Origin of the sequence: Enterobacter cloacae complex sp. BZL2005 (genome assembly GCF_049238885.1) — a bacterium.
GTDB lineage: Bacteria > Pseudomonadota > Gammaproteobacteria > Enterobacterales > Enterobacteriaceae > Enterobacter > Enterobacter roggenkampii.
In genome coordinates this window covers 29,827-44,724 of sequence record NZ_JBMKGI010000017.1, presented here as the reverse complement: position 1 = coordinate 44,724, position 14,898 = coordinate 29,827, and the positions used below count along the sequence as shown (strand labels likewise).

Below are 14,898 nucleotides of genomic sequence, written 5' to 3'. Positions count from 1 at the left end.
TGACTATACAGCCAATGATGTGCGCCATCTATAGTGTCCGGCATGTTCAGGACAAGGAGGCATTATGCACAGCGATAATTTCGACATTTCCTCGTATTTCAAACGCATAAACTACACCGGACCGGCGGCGGCCGATACGTCCACCCTGCATGCGCTGATGCGTCATCAGATCTTTTCCGTTCCCTTTGAAAATCTGGACGTGCAGGCGGGGAAAATTGTCTCGCTGGCACCAGACGACATTGCCGAGAAGGTGCTAAAGAAAGGGCGCGGCGGGTACTGCTATGAGGTGAACGGGCTTTTTGCCATGGCGCTGGAAGCGTTAGGGATACCTTACCGTTTCGTGGCGGCGCGCCCGATGTTCTACCCCGCGCGGCGGCCAAAAACCCATATGGCGCTCATCGCCGCGGTGGAGAGCCGTCAGTGGCTTTGCGATCTCGGCTTCGGCAGCTACGGCATCCGCGCGCCAATGGCGCTGGACACGCTTGACGTGGAAATCACCCAGGATTTCGACACGTTTCGCCTGAGCCGCAGCGCGGAGGGCGAGTATTTGCTTGAGGCGAAGGTTGAAGGCGAATGGGCCCGACAATACGGCTTCGATCTCACGCCCCAGGAGTGGATTGATTTCGTTCCGGCCAACTACCTGAACTCCACGCATCCTGATGCTATTTTTGTGCAGAAGCGGGTGGTGGTGCAGCACAGCCCGGAAGGACGCCAGATTTTGCTGGGCGATATGCTGAAAACCATCACGGCGAACGGCACTGAAACGCGGCAGCTGGCGGAGGAGGACATCCGCCATGTCCTGAAAGACCGTTTTGCGCTGACCGCCGCGTAATCGGAGAACGATGGGGACTCAGCCCGGCCCGTCGGCTGCGGCTTTGCGCTGAGCCCCCCACTGTAACAGCAGGCTAAACGACGCGGGTAACACGGTCAGCGTCACCAGCGTCGCAGCCAGCAGCCCGCCGATGATGGCATAGGCCATTGGGCCCCAGAAGACCTGGTGAGAGATGGGGATCATCCCCAGAATGGCGGCACAGGCGGTCAGACAGATGGGTCTGGCCCGGTGCTCCGCGGCCGCCATAATCGCGGCATCATTTGCCATCCCCTGAGCTAGATTGCTGTCAACCTCGCTAATCAATATTACCGCGTTACGTACGATCATCCCCGCCAGGGCGATGACGCCCAGCAGCGCAACAAACCCCATCGGCGTTCCGCCGGGCAGCATAGCCAGCACGATCCCTGGTAAACCAAACGGGGCCATCAGGAGCGCCAGCAGCATCCGGGAATATCGCCGCAGCTGAAGCATCAGCAGCAACAGCATGATGACCAGCGTCACCGGAAGAACGGTAAAGACGGAGCTGTTCCCCTTATCCGATTCGGCAACCGCGCCGCCCTCTTCAATGCTGTAACCTGTGGGCAGGCTCGCGCGCAGTTTATCGACCGCCGGACGCAGCGCGGCGGATACCGCTTCAGCCCTCAGCCCCGGGGCGAGGTCGGTTTGCACCGTGATAAAGGGCACGCGCTGGCGGCGCCAGATGACCGGATCGTCCACGCCCCAGACCGGCGTTGCGACGGCGCTGAGCGGAATTTTTTTACCGTCATTCCCCTGAATCGTGAGTGAGGAGAAAGTGGCGGTGCTCTGGCGCGCGCTGTCCTCGGCCCTGAGCACCACGTCGACAAGGCGGTCATTATCTCTGATGGACGTGACAACGCTGCCGGACCAGACGGTATTCAGCGTGCGGGCAAGGCTTTCTGACGATATTCCCGCCGCTCTGGCCGCCGTCTGATTCACCTTAAGGGTGATGACCCTCTCCGGCTCTCCGGCCGTCTGGTTAACGTCGCGTGAGAACGGGGAGCGGCCAATCGCGTCCGTGAGACGGTTCGCAAGCGCCCGGACCTGCAGATAATCCGGCCCGCTCACCCGGTATTTGATGGGCCAGCCGACGGGAGGCCCCAGCTCAAGGGGCGACACGCGGGTGATGATGTCGCTAAATTGCGTCGCCAGGATCGTGTTGAGCTGTGCGTGCAGACGATCCCGCGCCGCAAGATCCTTCGCGACCACAACCATCTGGACGATAATTTCATTTTCCAGCAGCACGTCCATCGGCAGGTAAAAACGGACGGCGCCTGAGCCAACGTACGTCGAAAAGCGATCGATATTGCTGTTGTCGGCCAGCGCTTTTTCCAGCTTTTCCACCTCTCTGAGCGTTTCCGGCTGCGACGCGTTGGCCGGAAGCGTCAGGCTGACCAGCAACTCGGGCCGGTCCGAGGCGGGGAAAAACTCGCCCTGCATAAACGTCGTGCCGTACGCTGACAGCCCCAGCGCGGCAAGCGCAATCAGTACGGTAGCGAGCCGGTGGCGGAGCGCCAGGCGTAAAAGCCGTCCATACCCGCGCGCGATCCGTCCCGGTCCTGCCGCGTGATGTCTGACTTTTTCCGGCAGCAGCCACGTGCCCGTTAGCGGCGAAAACAGGATCGCGACGGCCCAGGAGCAGAGCAGGGCGATGAGCACCACCGCAAACAGGGAGAAGCAGTATTCACCGGCGCTGGAGGCCGCAAAACCAACGGGAATAAAACCGGCAATCATGACCAGAGTACCGGTGAGCATCGGGAAGGCCGTCGTTTTGAATGCATAGGTGGCCGCGAGTCGGCGGGAATCCCCCGCTTCCAGTCGGGAGACCATCGTTTCGACGGCGATCATGGCGTCATCCACCAGCAGGCCCAGGGCAATGATCAGCGCCCCGAGCGAGATACGCTGAAGGCCGATGCCGGCGAGCATCATGCCGACAAACGTCATGGCAAGCACCAGCGGAATGGCCGTCGCCACCACCAGTCCGGCCCGCAAACCCAGCGAGACAAATGAAACCGCCAGCACGATAACAACGGCTTCGATAAGTACCCGGATAAACCCGCTTACCGCTTCACTGACCACCGCTGACTGATCGGCGACTTTCACCATCTCGATACCGTGCGGCAGCCCGGCGCTGAGAGCCGCCATTTTTGCGTTCAGCGCAGCACCGAAACGCAGCATGTTGCCTGTCGGCGCCATCGACACCGCCAGCCCGATAGCCGGTTTGCCGTTCACCCGGTAGGCCGGGGCCGGTGGCTCGGCGATTTCCCGGGTGACGGTGGCAATGTCGGTCAGCGGAATATAGCGATTGTTAACGTGCAGCGTGACGGCGCGTAAACTCTCTTCGGTGGTGAGCGCTCCGCTGACCTTTATCGCCATGTTCTCCTGCCCGGTACGCATCGTTCCTGCCGGGACAACGGCGTTTTGCGCCCGGAGGGCGTCGGTAACCTCCTGAATATCCAGCCCCATACCGGCCAGGCGCGCCGGAGAAAAGGCGAGAACCCACTGCTCCTGCTGTTCGCCCAGAAGGGTGGTTTTACCCATATCCGGCAGAGACATGAGCTCGCGCCGTATTGTCTCTGCGCGATTCCGCACCTCCCGCAGCGTAAAACCTTCGGGAATAAAGGCGTAAATTGTGCCGAACGTGTCGTCAAACTCGTCATCCACGGCAGGACCCTGCACCCCTTCGGGCAGGGACGGCGCGATGTCCTGCATTTTTTTGCGAACCTGATACCAGATATCGGGCACGCTTTGCGGGGGCGTATCATCACGGAGGTTGACGTGAATAACGGTGCGTCCGGCACGGGTTTCACTTTCGAGATAGTCCAGCCAGGGCGTTTCCTGCAGCTTTTTTTCAAGCGTATCGGTCAGCAGGCGGGTGGTATCCGTCACGGAGGCTCCCGGCCACTGTGCGGAGACGACGGCCGTTTTAATGGTGAATGCCGGATCTTCGTTACGCGGCAGCTTTTCATAGCAGAACACGCCCATCGCAATCACCAGCAGCATGAAAAAGCTGACCATCTGCTGGTTCTTCAGCGCCCAGGCGGAGAGGTTAAATTGGGCTTCCGATCCTGTATTCATGGCTGAACCTCTCCGGCCATCACCGGCTCGCCGGATCGTAATGTGCTCACGCCCGCCGTAATCACCCTGTCGCCGGGCTCAAGGCCGGAGGCAATCATGACGGAGGTGGCCGTATAGCCGACGGGCACCACCACGCGCAGCTGCGCCCGCGACTGCGGGGTAATCACAAAAACCGCAGGTTTGTCGCCGGCTCGGGTCAGCGCCGACGCGGGAAGCGCGTACCCGTGCGGGGCGGCGGAGGGCAACGTCACGGTGACGCTGGCGCCCAGCGCCATGGCCTCCGGCGGGTTTTGCAGGGTGGCTCTGACGCGCCACGTGCGGGTCTGAGGATCGGCCTGCGGGGTGATATCCCGCAGTGCGGCAGACGCCTGCACCGACGGGTCGCCGAGCAGGGAAACCTGCAAAACCGCCTTATCCAGAGGCGGGATCGCATCGGGCGCGGCAATATCAAACGCCACGTCGCGGGCTTCCCCGGTCGCCAGCGTCAGCACGGACTGGCCGTCGCTGACAACCTGTCCCGCAGAGGCGCTCACGGCCGTGATGACGCCCGCTTGTGGAGCGATAAGTCGCGTCCAGCCCAGGCTTTCCCGCGCGTTACGCCATGCGGCCTCGCTGCTTTTTAAGCGCGCGCGGGCGACAAGCCAGTCAGCCCGGGCGTTGTCGAGCTGCGTGCGGGCTATCGCGCCCGTTGGCATAAGCTTTTGCATGCGACTGACGTTAAGCGCGGCGACCTGGGCAGAGGCTTTGGCGCCTTCATAGTCGGCCGCGGCGCTGTCCAACTGGTTTTGCCCGGTCGTATTATCAAGCGTGGCCAGCAGCTGTCCGGCAGTGACCCGGTCGCCAATATCAACGCTACGCGTTAGTATCCGGCCTCCGGTGCGAAAGCTCAGGGTCGTTTCATCGTGGGCATGGATCTCACCGGTTCTTTCCAGCGCGGGAAGGGATTGGGCGGAGCCAACGACGACGTAGCGTACCTTACGCACTGGGTCAGGTTTGTTTTCGTGTTTATCACCGCAGCCGGCCAGCGGAAAAATCGCCAGCGCAAGCAGGGCCAGGGGAAGAAAATGCAGCCAGGAAAGGGTGCGCGCCACGCCGTACAAATGATGCAGGCAGTGGCGGAGGGAGAGAAAAAATTCGTCTGACATAACGCCGCTCCATAAAGGGAATGGCGTTATTAAATGCGCGCTACGTCGAGAAAGATTCGATGTTCTGTCAAGGCTTTATCAAGAGGGGAGATTTTCATTATCGGACGGATGCCAGGGCAACAAAATGCGCACCGCAAGGCCGCCGGTTTCCGGTAATGACGCGCTAATCTCACCCCCATGCGCCTCGCAAATCGCCCGGGCGATGGACAAACCGAGGCCGCTGCCGCCGGAATGCCGCGCGCGGGACTGCTCCTCGCGGCTAAAGCGTTTAAACATTTCCGGCAAGAACTGGGGCGACACGCCCGGCCCGTCATCGGTGAATTCGAGGATGTAATGCCCGCTGACGTAATGCAGCGCCACCTCAAGGTGGCCGCCTTCGCGTCCGTAACGTAGCGCATTTTCCATGAGGATGGTAACGACCTGCCCCATACGGAACGCATCGCCCCGGAAGGGGCTGGTGTGCGGGTTACGCAGCGTTATCCTGAAATGATGCGCATCCGCCTGGGGCATGATCCAGGCAGCCCGCTCGTGAATCAGCTCATCCAGACAGAACGGCTGGTCCTCCAGCACAAGGTTACCCGCGTCGGCCAAAGAGAGAAGGTGGAGCTCATCGGTGAGGCGGTTGAGGTGCTGGAGCTGTTTCATCACCATGCCCAGCTGCGCCGGGCTGGCATCAAACACGCCGTCTAGCATACCCTGCAGACGCCCGATGGCGGCCGTCAGGGGCGAGCGCAGCTCGTGCGCCATCGCGACGTGCGAGGCGCGGAGCTCTTTCTCATAGCGGGCCAGTTGCCCCGTCATGGAGTTAAAGTCGGTCGCAAAGCTGACCATTTCTGCCGGTGCATCCTTGATCAGCTCTGCCTGACGGCCAAACTGCCCTTCGGCGACATCCTTTGCCGCATCGCGAAGGCGGCTGAACTGCAGCGCCAGCGGGCGGGCGTGTTTGAGCCCCATCACCACAATAAACGGGATCATCACCAGCACCAGCAGGGCCACCGTGACCCAGTCCGCTGAGGCGATGGACGGCGTGGAATAGCTCAGGCCCCACCAGGTATCCACAATCGTGTGGAAGCGGGCCGGATTGGCCTGCGGGTTCTGGCTAAGCGTCAGAAACTCCTGCCGGACTGCCGGCGGCATCCTGCCCATGATCCAGTAGTTCTGTACCGCATAGCGCAGCCACATGCAGGTGGCAATGACGATCACGCTGCCGATAGCCAGCGCCAGGATGCGAGCGCAAATCCAGCGCCACAGAGAGGCGTGCCGGTTTTTTATCATGGCTGTCTGAACCTGTAACCCACGCCGCGCACGTTGATCAGCACGCCGGAAATACCCACGGCCTCAAGTTTTTTACGCAGGTTATAAATATGGGTGTCGACAACGCGCTCCAGCGCCTCGCTTTCCGGCAAACAGTGTTCCAGTAAATACTGGCGGGAGAACGGGTGCGCAGGCGAGCGCAGCAGCGTTGCCAGAAGCGAGAATTCCGTTGGCGTAAGATCGAGCATCACAGGCGCGTCGTCGCCGTTGTCCACGCACGCCACAATGGCGGCGACATCCACCGCCAGCGTTTGCCAGCGAAGGATCTTTTCCTCTGTCTCTTTTTTACTGCTGCGCCGCAGCACCGCCTGCACCCGTGCCACCACTTCGCCCGGATGATAAGGCTTCACCACGTAATCATCGGCACCGTAGCGCAGGGCGCCAATGCGATCGGGAGTATCGCCCATGGCCGTGACCATGATCACCGGCACATCGCTTTTACGACGCAGGCCCGCCAGCACCTCGGTGCCGTTAAGTCCCGGCAGCATCACGTCCAGCAGGATGAGGTCGGGCTTCCACCGCTGCGCCATATCCAGCCCGGAAAGACCGTCTCCGGTAATGGTCACGTCGTAATTTTCACGCCGTAAATAGGCTTCGAGCACGCCAGCCGCGTCGGCGTCATCTTCAATAATCAGCACTCTTCTGGATAACATCCGTTCACCTTGACCATTTCTTAACACTATCCCGACGATTCATTGATTCAGCCAAATCATACTGCGCCAACATTGTGTGGCTGTTCCTGTCTCAGGAGACGCCAGCGTCTGTAAGGAGAGCAGTATGATAGCGATAAAAAAAGTCCTGTATATGTCCGTCCCGCTTCTGATGGTCGTGGCATCCGCCGCGCAGGCGGATGATGACACCGCGTCTGATTCCTTAACCGTCGGGCTGGGAGGGCAATATGCCCCGCGTTACTCAGGCTCAGACAAGCAGGTGTGGCAGGTGGTTCCTGTGCTGCAGGGACGCAAAGGCGCTTTCTTTGTTGATGCACAAAAAGGGGTGGGATATGACCTGCAAAACGACAGCGGCTGGTATTTCGAACACACGCTGGGCTACGATCCCGGAAGGGCTGATAAAAATTCTGGCTGGCGCGAGGGGGCAAACAACCTGAAAGGGATGGGGGATATTGATGCCACCCTGAATACCGACCTTGCCGTGGGCTGGCAGGCTGCGCCATGGCTGAGCATGGAAGGCAAAGCGACGCTGCCGTTAACCGACAGTCAGGGGGCAAGCTATCAGGCCTCCGTTACGCTGATCCCGGTACAAAATAACCAGGACACGATAGCCTTTCAGTCTGCGGCCCTGTTTGGCGACAGCCGTTACCTGAATACCTGGTATGGGGTCAGCGAGCAGCAGAGCCGCCGCACCGGCTATCGCCGCTATGCTGCGCCGGGTGGATTTTATGGCGTCGACACCAGCCTGACCTGGAGCCATCAGTTCGATGCTCACTGGGGAACTGTCCTCAGCGCGGACTATACCTGGCTTGGCGACCATGCCAATCAAAGCCCGATCGTGATGCGGCGTAATGAGGGGTCTGCAACCGCCGCTATCACCTGGACATTCTAAATTCGCGGATCATGATGTGAGCGAGGGGGCGAGAGGATTACTTCTTCTTATCCATCATCGCCTTTAAATCGGCAAACGGGTTAAACGTGGCGACGCCCACGTCTTTTTGCGCGTCTTCCCCGGCCACCACGGTGGTGCCGTACTGATCCGCTTCGGTGTATTTCGAATGCTCGTGATCGTGGCAAAACAGGCACAACAGCTCCCAGTTGCTGCCATCTTCCGGGTTGTTGGTATGGTCGTGATCGATATGGTGAACCGTGAGTTCACGCAGATTGGAATAGACAAACTCGCGCGAGCAGCGTCCACACACCCATGGATAAATTTTTAATGCTTTTTCGCGATAGCCGCTTTCCAGCCGCGCGTAGTTTTTGGGGATCAAAGCCATTGCCGGTTTTACCTGCCATGAAAAGAGTGGGGAAGAGTATATCCCATAACGTTGCGTCGTGACGAACTCGTCAGTTATGTCAATTTATTTGAACCATTCCGTTAAATAAACGGCATTTATTCTTACCGGGTAATGCGTAAAGTGGACAGAACGCAACGCATTATCAGGACACAGGGTTATGAAAAAGATCGGATTTTTATCCTTTGGTCACTGGACGCCTTCACCGCAGTCCGGCACGCGCTCGGCGGCCGATACGCTGCTGCAGTCCATCGATTTAGCCGTGGCGGCTGAAGAGCTGGGGGCAGACGGCGCCTATTTCCGCGTGCACCACTTCGCCCGACAGCTTAGCTCGCCGTTCCCTCTGCTGGCCGCTATAGGGGCAAAAACAAAAACCATCGAAATTGGCACCGGCGTAATCGACATGCGCTATGAAAATCCGATGTACATGGCCGAAGATGCGGGCGCGGCGGATCTGATTTCCGGCGGTCGCCTGCAGCTGGGCATCAGCCGGGGCTCACCGGAGCAGGTTATTGATGGCTGGCGGCATTTCGGCTATGTCCCGCAGGAAGGGGAAAACGAGTCGGATATGGCGCGTCGTCATACCGAGGTGCTGCTTGAGGTGCTGCGTGGGGAAGGGTTTGCCAAACCGAACCCACAGCCAATGTTCCCCAATCCACCGGGGCTGCTGCGTCTGGAGCCTTATTCAGAAGGGCTGCGCGAGCGTATCTGGTGGGGCGCGGGTTCTAATGCGACGGCGGTATGGGCGGCAAAACTGGGCATGAACCTGCAAAGCTCAACGCTGAAGGACGATGAAACCGGCGAGCCGTTCCATATTCAGCAGGCAAAACAGATCCGCGCGTACCGTCAGGCCTGGAAAGACGCAGGGCATACGCGCGAGCCGCGCGTGTCGGTTAGCCGGAGTATTTTTGCGCTGATGGACGACCGTGACCGGATGTATTTCGGTGCCAGCCGCAACGACAGCGATAGCGTGGGTTATCTTGATGAGAAAACGCGCGCCATCTTCGGGCGCAGCTATGCCGCGGAGCCGGACAAGCTGGTTGAACAGCTGAAAAAAGACGAGGCGATTGCCGAGGCGGATACGCTCTTACTGACCGTACCGAACCAGCTGGGGGTGGATTATAATGCGCACGTGATTGAGTCTATTCTCAAACATGTCGCACCGGCAATGGGCTGGCGCGAGTAGTTCCGCTATCAGCCTTGAGATCGTAATGGAAAACCTGGCCCTCTGGTATCGCCGGTTTGGCGAGCCAGACTCTGTTCTGCAACCTGAAAACGCGCCGCTGGGCGCGCTTGCGCCCGGACAGCTCCGCGTGCGGATGCTGTTTTCTCCGGTCAATGCGTCCGATCTTATCCCCATCACCGGTGCCTATCGCCACCGAACCCCGTTACCCGCCGTCGCGGGGTATGAAGGTGTCGGGGTTGTCACCGGGGCGCCCGCCTCGTTTAAGCATCTGGTGGGTAAGCGCGTCCTGCCGCTGCGCGGTCAGGGCACCTGGCAGCGCTATGTGGACTGTCCGGCAGAGTATGCGATACCCGTTCCGGACGCTGTCGACTCGCGCCTGGCCGCGCGGGCCTACATCAACCCGCTGGCGGCGCAGATGATGCTGACCCGCTACCCGCCTCGCGGAAAACGGGTCTTGCTCACGGCTGCGGGATCCGATTGCGCCATCCTGCTGGGGCAGTGGGCGCGTCAGGCGGGGGCGGAAGCGGTGTTCGGCATTCACCGTTCCGCCGTGCATGCTGAACGGCTGGAGGCGATGGGGATCACGCCTGTCGCGCAGCATGACGCGCACAGAGTCGGCGCCGTCGCCGCACGCAGCGATATCGTCTACGATGCCACCGGCGGGCCGCTTGCGGAAGCGATCCTCAGCGTCATGCCCGAGCCGGGCATGTTTGTTTGCTACGGGCTGCTGTCCGGGCAAGCCTTCACACAGCGGCGGCCTGCGCCGCGCGTGGCGTGGTTCCATATCCGAAACGGTCTGGATGCGCTCAGCGTTGAGGCGTGGCGCGCGGAGTTCGATCGCATCTGGCTGAGGTTGCCCGACAGTGAGTACAGCGACGTTAAGGTGTACCCGCTGGCGGAGTGGCGAAGGGCGCTCAGCGCTTATCGTGAAGGAGGAAGGACCCGCAAGCCCCTCCTGTCGATGGTGGAATGACGGCTATTTATGACCCATATCGCTCAGCAGCACGGCGATACTTTGCCCGCCCGCCGTCTGCTCCAGACCAATCTTGACGATGATGGTGAGCGGAACGGAGAGCAGCATCCCAACGGGCCCGAGCAGCCAGCCCCAGAATATCAGGGACAAAAAGACCACCAGCGTGGACAGCCCCAGGCCCCGGCCCATCATGCGCGGTTCCAGTATGTTACCGAACACCAGATTGATGACCAGGTATCCGGCCAGCAGGATCAGCGCGTCATAAAGCCCGCTGAAAACCAGCACCTGAAGGATAGGGGGGATCGCCGCCAGCACGGAGCCGATGTTGGGAATGTAGTTAAGCGCAAACGCCAGTAACCCCCAGACGAACGCGAAGCGGACGTCCAGCGCCAGAAGCATCACCCAGACGACAACGCCCGTCACCAGGCTAATGGCGGTTTTCAGCACCAGATAGCGAGAAACGCTGTCCAGCGCGCGTTGAATCGCCCCCATTCCTTCAACCGGACGGACCATGATCTGCTGCAGCTTTGCCGGCAGCTGGGGCACCTCCAGCAGCATGAACACCACCGTTAAGAACAGCAGGAAAATGGAGGTCATGGCGTTGGAAAGCTGCGTCAGCAGGCTGGTGACGATCGTCATCGCCGCATTGGGGTCGATATATTTCAGGAGTTCCTCAACCGAGACTTCGATCCCCGCGCGCTGCAGCCAGGGCTCCAGCTGCAGCAGGGGGATCGCCAGCGAAGAGCGATATTTCGGCAGCGTTCGCGCCAGTTCATTGAGCGAGGTGCCCAGATAAGCGACCAGCAGCACCATCGCCACAATAATGATGCTGATAAGCAGCGTGATGGCCAGCACGCGCGGGATGCGCAGCCGCGTCATGCGCTGCACCAGCGGGTTGAGGATCACCGCAATAAACAGGGCCAGAATAAAGGGCACAATAATGTCGGCGGCAAAGCGCACGCCTGTCAATATGATCACCAGCATGCCCAGCATGATGACAATTTTTAACCCGTTCAGGGTAATGATGGGTTTAGCCATGGTGACTCCGCAATTTTCGTTATTTTTATAATAAAGGCGAAAGGCGTTGCAATAAACTAACCAAAATCAAACGGGGTGGGTAAAGAATTGCAAAGACTTTGAGTAAAATCCTGGCTTATGGTACAAATTCGGTGTGTTTAACTACCGAGGACAATTTTCATCCGCAAAGACGAGAAGCAACAACGCGGATAATTGTAATTTTATGGACAATATGTTCAGGACGTACTCTTCAAACAATACTGCTGTATACTCCACCTCTTTCTGCCTGCTTTCTGGTGAGCAACACTGGCGCACCGCACTCTAGTCATTTCTTCTGCCTGAGCTGGCGCTAAGCGCTTAGCTGACTGATTTCAATTCGTATTTTTGGGTTTGCTGCACGCAGCGGGCCACGATGGATTATATTCTCAAGCAGGAGAAAAACATGTTTTACTGGATTTTATTAGCACTGGCTATTATTGCTGAAATTACCGGTACGCTGTCGATGAAGTGGGCAAGCGTCAGCGATGGCAATACTGGTTTTATTTTGATGCTGGTGATGATTTCGCTTTCTTATATTTTCCTCTCATTTGCGGTGAAAAAAATTGCGCTGGGCGTCGCGTATGCCCTGTGGGAAGGGATCGGTATTTTGTTGATTACGCTGTTCAGCGTTCTGATATTTGACGAAACATTAACAACAATGAAGGTCGCCGGATTAACGACGCTGGTCGCGGGTATTGTGCTGATTAAATCAGGTACCCGTAAGCCGTCTAAAGTGCAGAAGGAGCAGAACCATGCAACAGTTTGAGTGGGTTCATGCGGCCTGGCTGGGGTTCGCCATCGTGCTGGAAATTCTGGCGAACGTCCTGCTGAAATTCTCCGATGGTTTTCGCCGTAAGCTCTACGGCCTGATGTCGATTGCCGCGGTTCTGGGCGCGTTCAGCGCGCTGTCCCAGGCGGTAAAAGGGATTGACCTGTCGGTGGCCTATGCGCTGTGGGGCGGTTTTGGTATCGCCGCCACGCTGGCCGCAGGCTGGGTGCTCTTCGGCCAGCGTTTAAATAACAAGGGCTGGATGGGACTCATCTTGCTGCTTGCCGGTATGATTATGATAAAACTCGCCTGACGCTCATAAAGCCATCCTTTACAGGCAGCGAAATTCGCTGCCTGTATTACGCTTAGAAAAGCAAAACCCTGAAGAGGATGGCGGATGTATCGCACATTAAGCTGGCGCAATATTCCCACCGCGAGAACGTTGTTTGCCATGGTCTTTATGGCGGGCATCGGCTTAATCATCTCCGTCGTCGCACTCCTCTATCTTTCCCTGCATCTTATCAGCACCAAAACCAATGAAATTGATGAACACCGCGCGGCGCTTTCCGTGCAGGGGGCCATTCAGACATCGGTCAACCGCGTCTCCTCGCTGGTGCTGGATAACGCCGTCTGGGACGATGCGGTGCGGGAGGCCTACCGTCCCACGCTCGATACCAACTGGTTGTATAACACCTGGGGCGCCGGCTTTAAAATCAACAACCTCTATGATGGCACCTTCGTGCTTGATGAGCATTTCAACGTCATCTGGGGATCGTTTCAAAGTCAGCCATTTCAGGAGACGAATCTCGATTTTTTCGGTAAGGGGCTGAAAGCCCTGATTGCTCAGCACGCGCGCGCCTTATCAGGCGATAAAAATATCTATGCCGGGATCAGCAAAACGCGAAGCGGCGTCGCCTTTGTGGGCATTGGGCTGATTCGCCCGATGGTCGGAAGATTACAGGTTACCGACGGAACGCGCCGCTATCTGGTAATCACCCGTCATCTGAACGCCAGAATTTTATCCGACCTGGGGTCGACCTTTCAGATCGATAACCTGCACTTTACGCCGGATAAAATTAACGAGCTGAGTATGCCGCTGCGCAGTTCGGCAGGGGAGCTGCTGGGCTATCTTAACTGGCAGGCACGGCTTCCGGGAGCGCAGGCCGCCCGGGCGGCATCCTCTGATATCACCCAGATTGTCGTGCTGGCATCGGCCCTGATCCTGCTCTTTATTCTGGTGAGCAGCGTGGGGCTGTACAAGCTTGCGCGAGGAGAAAGCCAGGCACGTCTGGTGGCCAGAACGGACTGGCTAAGCCATCTGCCGAACCGGCGAGCGCTCATCGAGGCGCTGGATCGGGTGAGCTTACGCGGAGATATCGACGTCAAAAGCGTGGTGTTTATCGATCTGGATGGCTTTAAAGACGTGAATGACATCTACGGCCACAGCGTGGGTGACGATCTCATTGTGGCGATTGCGAAAACGCTGAGTGAACGCGTGCCGCCGGGGGGAATGCTGGCGCGTATGGGCGGGGATGAGTTTGCCATGACAATCGGCGGTGATAAGGCAGAGACACAGGCCACCGCTTTTGCCGTGTCGGTGCTGGATTCTCTCTCCACCCCGATTCAGCTGGGGGAACGCACCATCCATATCGGGGCCAGTATCGGGATCGCCAGCGGAACCCTGATTGAATGCACCAGCTCCGAGCTGTTTCGTCGCGCCGATATTGCCATGTACCATGCCAAAATGAGCGGGAAAGGGCGTATCACCCACTACGACGCCGAGCTGAACAGCGCCCGTGAGCGCAAGCTGGCGATTGAAAATCAGATCCGTAACGGTCTGGAGCGCGCTGAGTTTGAGGTCTGGTATCAGCCGATTATTGACGCCCGCAGCCAGAAAATGAGCAGCGTCGAAGCGTTAGTCCGCTGGCCGCGTCGCCCGGAAGGGCCGCTGGGCCCGGATACCTTCATCGCCATCGCGGAGACCAGCGGCCTGATTTACAAACTGGGCCAGTTTGTGTTGCAGCGCGCCTGTCAGGACCTCCAGCCATACGGTGACTTAACGCTTTCCGTTAATATTTCTCCCGCACAATTCCGCGATCCTGCCTTCGAAGACAAAGTGGCCAGCGTGCTGGAAACCACCCATTTTCCTGCCAACCGACTGCAGCTGGAGGTCACGGAGTCTTATGTGCTGGAAAACCCGGAGCGTGCCCGCATGGCGATAGCCAATCTTAAAGCGCTGGGCACCGCGGTGGCGCTGGACGACTTTGGCACCGGCTATTCCAGCATTGGCTATTTGCGGCGTTTTAACTTCGACACCATCAAGATTGATAAATCGCTGGCCGGGCTGGTGGACCACGATGAACAGGCGGCCGCGCTGGTGAGCGGCACGGTGCGGATCGCCAACGCGCTGGGGATGGCGGTGGTCGCCGAAGGGGTCGAAACCGAAAGACAAATGAAACTGCTGCGGCTGGCTGGCTGCGATCAACTGCAGGGTTTCTGGTTCAGCCAGCCGATGCCGATTGAGTCAATCAGGGCATTACATCAGGTCAGACGATGCTGAT

At 58.7% G+C, this 14,898-nt stretch carries 14 protein-coding genes; 8 read left to right on the top strand and 6 right to left on the bottom strand.

The window, feature by feature from the left end:
- Window positions 1–64 precede the first annotated feature (64 nt).
- Entirely contained in the window at window positions 65–832 is a 768-nt protein-coding gene (locus ACOTXI_RS21070; protein WP_058653677.1) for an arylamine N-acetyltransferase family protein, read from the top strand.
- 18 nt (window positions 833–850) lie between these two features.
- On the opposite strand, the gene ACOTXI_RS21065 is transcribed toward ACOTXI_RS21070, so the two are convergent.
- The 4 genes from ACOTXI_RS21065 to ACOTXI_RS21050 form a co-directional block, all read right to left on the bottom strand.
- Complete coding sequence (locus ACOTXI_RS21065) at window positions 851–3,928, bottom strand: efflux RND transporter permease subunit (protein WP_103786863.1); 3,078 nt, start codon at window positions 3,926–3,928, stop codon at window positions 851–853.
- The gene (locus tag ACOTXI_RS21060; RefSeq protein WP_058653674.1) at window positions 3,925–5,073 is read right to left on the bottom strand and encodes an efflux RND transporter periplasmic adaptor subunit; all 1,149 of its coding nucleotides are present in this window, start codon (window positions 5,071–5,073) and stop codon (window positions 3,925–3,927) included. Before ACOTXI_RS21060 ends, ACOTXI_RS21065 begins: the two co-directional genes overlap by 4 nt.
- A gap of 78 nt (window positions 5,074–5,151) precedes the next feature.
- Entirely contained in the window at window positions 5,152–6,348 is a 1,197-nt protein-coding gene (locus tag ACOTXI_RS21055) for a sensor histidine kinase (protein WP_058653672.1), read from the bottom strand.
- Window positions 6,345–7,040 (bottom strand): response regulator, encoded by a 696-nt coding sequence (locus tag ACOTXI_RS21050; protein ID WP_008500520.1) that lies wholly within the window; start codon window positions 7,038–7,040, stop codon window positions 6,345–6,347. The genes ACOTXI_RS21055 and ACOTXI_RS21050 overlap by 4 nt, the downstream gene beginning before the upstream one ends.
- A gap of 124 nt (window positions 7,041–7,164) precedes the next feature.
- Here ACOTXI_RS21050 and ACOTXI_RS21045 point away from each other — a divergent pair, with 124 nt between their 5' ends.
- Window positions 7,165–7,950 (top strand): MipA/OmpV family protein, encoded by a 786-nt coding sequence (locus ACOTXI_RS21045; protein ID WP_058653670.1) that lies wholly within the window; start codon window positions 7,165–7,167, stop codon window positions 7,948–7,950.
- A 37-nt stretch (window positions 7,951–7,987) separates the two neighbouring features.
- Here ACOTXI_RS21045 and yajD read toward each other — a convergent pair whose 3' ends face one another.
- The gene (gene yajD / locus ACOTXI_RS21040; protein WP_003857471.1) at window positions 7,988–8,335 is read right to left on the bottom strand and encodes an HNH nuclease YajD; all 348 of its coding nucleotides are present in this window, start codon (window positions 8,333–8,335) and stop codon (window positions 7,988–7,990) included.
- A 178-nt stretch (window positions 8,336–8,513) separates the two neighbouring features.
- Between yajD and ACOTXI_RS21035 the strand changes: the two genes are divergently transcribed.
- On the top strand, window positions 8,514–9,539 hold the full coding sequence (locus tag ACOTXI_RS21035; protein WP_008500518.1) for an LLM class flavin-dependent oxidoreductase: 1,026 nt from the start codon (window positions 8,514–8,516) through the stop codon (window positions 9,537–9,539).
- Between the two features lie 25 nt (window positions 9,540–9,564).
- Window positions 9,565–10,512, top strand: a complete 948-nt coding sequence (locus ACOTXI_RS21030) for a zinc-dependent alcohol dehydrogenase family protein (protein ID WP_058653669.1) — start codon at window positions 9,565–9,567, stop codon at window positions 10,510–10,512.
- Between the two features lie 3 nt (window positions 10,513–10,515).
- Here the strand turns inward: ACOTXI_RS21030 and ACOTXI_RS21025 are convergent, their stop codons facing one another.
- Window positions 10,516–11,550, bottom strand: a complete 1,035-nt coding sequence (locus tag ACOTXI_RS21025; protein WP_039266223.1) for an AI-2E family transporter — start codon at window positions 11,548–11,550, stop codon at window positions 10,516–10,518.
- 133 nt (window positions 11,551–11,683) lie between these two features.
- On the opposite strand from ACOTXI_RS21025, the gene ACOTXI_RS21020 reads away from it, so the two are divergent.
- The 4 genes from ACOTXI_RS21020 to ACOTXI_RS21005 all read left to right on the top strand — a co-directional run bounded on the left by ACOTXI_RS21020 (window position 11,684) and on the right by ACOTXI_RS21005 (window position 14,897).
- Window positions 11,684–11,854: a hypothetical protein gene (locus tag ACOTXI_RS21020; RefSeq protein ID WP_085930315.1), complete on the top strand. Its 171-nt coding sequence runs from the start codon at window positions 11,684–11,686 to the stop codon at window positions 11,852–11,854.
- A gap of 117 nt (window positions 11,855–11,971) precedes the next feature.
- On the top strand, window positions 11,972–12,334 hold the full coding sequence (gene mdtJ / locus ACOTXI_RS21015; RefSeq protein ID WP_008502463.1) for a multidrug/spermidine efflux SMR transporter subunit MdtJ: 363 nt from the start codon (window positions 11,972–11,974) through the stop codon (window positions 12,332–12,334).
- Window positions 12,321–12,650, top strand: a complete 330-nt coding sequence (gene mdtI / locus ACOTXI_RS21010; RefSeq protein ID WP_008502462.1) for a multidrug/spermidine efflux SMR transporter subunit MdtI — start codon at window positions 12,321–12,323, stop codon at window positions 12,648–12,650. Before mdtJ ends, mdtI begins: the two co-directional genes overlap by 14 nt.
- An 84-nt stretch (window positions 12,651–12,734) precedes the next feature.
- Window positions 12,735–14,897 carry a bifunctional diguanylate cyclase/phosphodiesterase gene (locus tag ACOTXI_RS21005; protein ID WP_058653667.1) on the top strand — a complete coding sequence of 721 codons (2,163 nt, stop codon included), beginning with the start codon at window positions 12,735–12,737 and terminating at the stop codon, window positions 14,895–14,897.
- Window position 14,898: the final 1 nt, after the last annotated feature.

What these genes read in the sequence shown, in the direction of transcription:
- ACOTXI_RS21070 (WP_058653677.1), top strand. Translation starts at nt 65, where the DNA reads ATGCACAGCGATAATTTCGACATTTCCTCGTATTTCAAACGCATAAAC.
- ACOTXI_RS21065 (WP_103786863.1), bottom strand. Translation starts at nt 3,928, where the DNA reads ATGAATACAGGATCGGAAGCCCAATTTAACCTCTCCGCCTGGGCGCTG.
- ACOTXI_RS21060 (WP_058653674.1), bottom strand. Translation starts at nt 5,073, where the DNA reads ATGTCAGACGAATTTTTTCTCTCCCTCCGCCACTGCCTGCATCATTTG.
- ACOTXI_RS21055 (WP_058653672.1), bottom strand. Translation starts at nt 6,348, where the DNA reads ATGATAAAAAACCGGCACGCCTCTCTGTGGCGCTGGATTTGCGCTCGC.
- ACOTXI_RS21050 (WP_008500520.1), bottom strand. Translation starts at nt 7,040, where the DNA reads ATGTTATCCAGAAGAGTGCTGATTATTGAAGATGACGCCGACGCGGCT.
- ACOTXI_RS21045 (WP_058653670.1), top strand. Translation starts at nt 7,165, where the DNA reads ATGATAGCGATAAAAAAAGTCCTGTATATGTCCGTCCCGCTTCTGATG.
- yajD (WP_003857471.1), bottom strand. Translation starts at nt 8,335, where the DNA reads ATGGCTTTGATCCCCAAAAACTACGCGCGGCTGGAAAGCGGCTATCGC.
- ACOTXI_RS21035 (WP_008500518.1), top strand. Translation starts at nt 8,514, where the DNA reads ATGAAAAAGATCGGATTTTTATCCTTTGGTCACTGGACGCCTTCACCG.
- ACOTXI_RS21030 (WP_058653669.1), top strand. Translation starts at nt 9,565, where the DNA reads ATGGAAAACCTGGCCCTCTGGTATCGCCGGTTTGGCGAGCCAGACTCT.
- ACOTXI_RS21025 (WP_039266223.1), bottom strand. Translation starts at nt 11,550, where the DNA reads ATGGCTAAACCCATCATTACCCTGAACGGGTTAAAAATTGTCATCATG.
- mdtJ (WP_008502463.1), top strand. Translation starts at nt 11,972, where the DNA reads ATGTTTTACTGGATTTTATTAGCACTGGCTATTATTGCTGAAATTACC.
- mdtI (WP_008502462.1), top strand. Translation starts at nt 12,321, where the DNA reads ATGCAACAGTTTGAGTGGGTTCATGCGGCCTGGCTGGGGTTCGCCATC.
- ACOTXI_RS21005 (WP_058653667.1), top strand. Translation starts at nt 12,735, where the DNA reads ATGTATCGCACATTAAGCTGGCGCAATATTCCCACCGCGAGAACGTTG.